Raw genomic sequence first — 3,543 nt, 5'->3', positions numbered from 1 at the left:
GCCCCAGACCGGCGGCGGCCTCCGGGTCCGTCCCGCCGCAGTTCCAGGGCCGGGGAAGGCCGGAGCCCCTGCCGCCGTCCGGGGATCAGGCCTTTGAGGACAAGCTGAAGCGCTTCCTCTCCTCCTCCGAGGGGAAGATGGCGGATCTGAACCGCAGCATGGACGGCAAACGGGGGAGAAGACGGAGATAAAAAAAGAGCGAAAACCGCCCGGAGCCGGGCGGTTTTCTTCATGGCATAAAAAGGAGCCGCACGGACAAACGCCATGCGGCCCAAGCGGGTGGGATATTGGAAAGCTTCCTATATCAAAGTACCATGTTTTCCAGGTCTTGTAAATAGAAAGTTTTGCCGTTTTCCGACTTCTTTTGTCGAAAGCCGCCGCTTGGCGGGTGCGGCGGAAAAATTTTGTGAATCTTTTGAAAAAACGCCGGTTTCCTCTTCCCATTTCAATACAAATATGTTATATTATACAAAAGGGCCTCCGCAACGATCTTACCGGCCCTTTTTCACACGAAAGGAGCGATCTCGATGAAGTACACCTACGCTTGCAAAAAGGTCTCCCTCAACGATTCCATCAAGGCTTACACGGAAAAGAAAATCGCGAAGCTGGAAAAGTATTTCCGGGAGGACACCACCGCGTTTGTGACATTCTCGGTGGAGAAGGACCACCGCTGCACAGTGGAGATCACCGTTCGGAGCGGCGGCGCTCTGCTCCGGGCCCAGACGGAGGCGCCGGACGGCGATATGCGCGGCGCCGTGGACGCCGCCGTGGGCTATATCGAGCGCCAGATTTTGAAGAACAAGACCCGGCTGTCCAAGCGCCTGCGGAGCGAGGGCTTCCCGCCTCCCGCCCCGTCCACCGACTTCGACGTGGCGGAGGAGAAGGAATTCCCCGTGGTCCGCACCAAGCGCTTCGCCGTAAAGCCCATGAGCACGGAAGAGGCCATCTTGCAGATGAACCTGCTGGACCACAGCTTCTTCGTCTTCCGCAGCAGCGAGGACGACAGCCTGTGCATCGTCTACCGCCGGAAGAGCGGCGGCTATGGCCTCATTGTTACGGACGAGGAGGAATAAGCTCCGGTTTGAAAAAACGCCGGGCCTACATGGAACAATACCGGGGGCGCACCGTTCTTGTGCGCCCCCGGTTTCTCTTCGGGTTCCAAGCTCCGCCCGGTGATGTGCCTGGCGAAGGCGGCGTTCCTCCTCCCCGCCGGAATCTCCGTCCCGGCGGCGTTCGGCCTGGCGGGGTTCTCACTTCAGGGCGCAGGAGGCCCAGACCGCGTTGTGGTCGGAAAGCTCCTCCCCGGTGAACGCCGCCAAAGCGCTGCCGGGCAGGGCAAAGCCGCAGTCCTCCTTCCGGGTGGAGATGGTGCGGCTCTCCCCTGTTTCCAGGCCCCGGACCAGCAGCCAGTCCAGCCGCAGGTCCAGATGCCCCCCGCCGGGGAGGGGCTTGCGCCGGGTGGCCGCGGCCCTGTCCGGCAGGAGGCGGTAGCCCGCTTCCTCCGCCGCCGGGAGGCATTCCTCCCAGTCCGCCACATCCTCCAAACACCGGCGCTGGAGCTCAGGGCTTCCCGCCACGGCCCGGATGGCGTCCTTGTCCCGGCCGTCGAAGGTGTTGGTATTCAGATCCCCGCCCAAAATCACCGGCATATCGGGGAACATGGCCTCCGCCTCCGCCAGCACGGCTGACAGCTGGGCCCGGCGGCCCGGGCCGTGGGTCCGGTTCTCCAGGTGGATGGCGCCCACGCCCACCGGCGTGCCCGCCACGTCCAGCTCCGCCAAAACGGCCAGCCGCCCGCCAATCCGCCGCTGGCGGTCAAAGTACCAGTTGTACTGCTCCGGCAGGCGGACCGCCTTGGCCCGTTTGATGGGCCAGCGGGAGAAGATGGCGTTGCCGTGGAAACCCTTTGAGTCCTCCCCGTTCACCAGCTCGATGAACTCCAGGCCGAACGCCGCGTTCATCCCCAGCCGCTTCGCCAGCTCCAAGGTGGTGTTCTTTCCGCCGGAGCGGACGCAGCCGTCGTCCAGCTCATTGGCCAGAATCACATCGAAGGGCCGGACCGCCGGGCAGGTTTCCAAAAAATCCCCCAGCTCCTCCAGGCACACGCCCCGCTCCATATTGAACACCAGCATCCCCAGGGCCTCCGGGGCCCGCGCCGGGAGCGGAGCCAGATTGTGCACCTCCGCCTGGGAAAATTGGGGAATCTTCCCCATGACCTCCGCTTGGGAGGTTTCCTCCAGCAGCGCCCCCAAGCGCTGCCGCTCCTCGTTGGGCAATCCCTTCATCGTGATTTTCCTCCTTCTGCTTCCTTGGCGGACCGTACCGCCGGACGGTCTGTGCCGAAATTCAGGCTCTTTATTTTGTATTATAAGCGCCGGGCGGATAAAAGGCAAGAACAGCAAACCCTTTTTGACAGGAAAGCGGCAAAGGCCTCAAGTTTTCCTTGCATTCCCTTTGAATCCGTGTTACAGTAGCGGTGGGACGGTCCGCCGTCCCCAGAACAAAAGACAAGTGAATCGCCAGGGGGGCTGCCGCGCAGCTGAGAGTAAGGCATTTGGCCTTTGACCCTTTGAACCTGTTGGGTAATGCCAGCGTAGGAAGTCGTTTCTGAAGCAGTCAGAGCATCCGTATGGCATAGCTTGCCGGATGTTCTGATTTTATTTTTTTGGAGGAACCGAACATGAAAGCAAACGCCGCTATCCAAATTCTGCCCGCCGCGTCCAGCGACCGGGAGATCGTCCGCATCGTGGACGAGGTCATCGCCTACATCCGGTCCACCGGCCTGCACTGCTTTGTGGGTCCCAGCGAGACCTGCGTCGAGGGGGAAGATCTTCACCAGCTGATGGAGATCGTGGAAAACTGCATGCGAATTGCCAACCGGGCGGGCAGCGAGAAGGTCTCCGCCTATGTGAAGCTGGTCTACAAGCCCAAGGGAAGCGTGCTTGGAATCGATGAAAAAGTCGGACCGCACCGGCAGTAAGCTGCCCGCCGCCGGGTCCCTGGCGGCAGCCGTGCTCTTGTGGCTGCTGGCCTCGGAGGCGAGGCTGGTTCCCTCGTTTCTGCTGCCCTCCCCCGCCGCCGTGTGCCGGGCCCTGGCGGAGGACGCCCCGGTCCTGCTGGAAAACGCCGGGGTGACGCTGCTGGAAGCCGCCCTGGGCCTTGCCGCCGGAATCCTGTCGGCGCTGATCCTGGCAACCCTGATGCACCATGTCCCGGTCCTGTACCGGGCGCTGTACCCGATACTGGTCATCACCCAGACCATCCCCACCGTGGCCCTGGCGCCGCTGCTGGTGCTCTGGATGGGCTTCGGCATGGCCCCCAAGGTGACTCTGGTGGCCCTGACCACCTTCTTTCCCATTGCCGTCAGCCTGCTGGAGGGCTACGCCAGCACCGACCGGGCGGCGGCGGATCTGCTGCGCTCCATGGGAGCGGGCCGCCGGCAAATCTTCCGGTACCTGGAATTTCCCTCCGCCCTAAGCCATTTCTTCTCCGGCCTCCGGGTCTCCGCGTCCTACGCGGTGGTGGGGGCGGTGATCTCCGAGT

4 protein-coding genes, 1 pseudogene and 1 riboswitch are annotated in these 3,543 nt (G+C 62.7%); of the genes and pseudogenes, 4 read left to right on the top strand and 1 reads right to left on the bottom strand.

Features of this window, described 5'->3' with window-relative positions:
- Both JX325_RS13755 and hpf read left to right on the top strand, forming a co-directional pair.
- Positions 1 to 191 (top strand): annotated as a pseudogene (locus JX325_RS13755) (RNA-binding protein S1); the annotation flags it as partial.
- A gap of 336 nt (positions 192 to 527) precedes the next feature.
- The gene (gene hpf, locus JX325_RS13750; RefSeq protein ID WP_204791663.1) at positions 528 to 1,073 is read left to right on the top strand and encodes a ribosome hibernation-promoting factor, HPF/YfiA family; all 546 of its coding nucleotides are present in this window, start codon (positions 528 to 530) and stop codon (positions 1,071 to 1,073) included.
- A 177-nt stretch (positions 1,074 to 1,250) separates the two neighbouring features.
- Here the strand turns inward: hpf and JX325_RS13745 are convergent, their stop codons facing one another.
- Positions 1,251 to 2,285 carry an endonuclease/exonuclease/phosphatase family protein gene (locus tag JX325_RS13745; protein WP_204791662.1) on the bottom strand — a complete coding sequence of 345 codons (1,035 nt, stop codon included), beginning with the start codon at positions 2,283 to 2,285 and terminating at the stop codon, positions 1,251 to 1,253.
- Positions 2,286 to 2,511: 226 nt separating this feature from the next.
- Positions 2,512 to 2,617, top strand: a riboswitch (TPP riboswitch).
- A gap of 63 nt (positions 2,618 to 2,680) precedes the next feature.
- Between JX325_RS13745 and JX325_RS13740 the strand changes: the two genes are divergently transcribed.
- Both JX325_RS13740 and JX325_RS13735 read left to right on the top strand, forming a co-directional pair.
- A complete protein-coding gene (locus JX325_RS13740) occupies positions 2,681 to 2,980 on the top strand; it encodes a thiamine-binding protein (protein ID WP_204791661.1) in 300 nt (99 codons plus the stop codon).
- Positions 2,952 to 3,543, top strand: a 592-nt coding sequence (locus JX325_RS13735) for an ABC transporter permease (protein WP_243414096.1), incomplete at its 3' end; no start/stop codon positions are given. The genes JX325_RS13740 and JX325_RS13735, both read left to right, overlap by 29 nt.

This window comes from Oscillibacter sp. CU971, from assembly GCF_905219725.1.
Classification (GTDB): domain Bacteria; phylum Bacillota; class Clostridia; order Oscillospirales; family Oscillospiraceae; genus Oscillibacter.
This window is presented reverse-complemented; position numbering and strand designations above follow the sequence as displayed.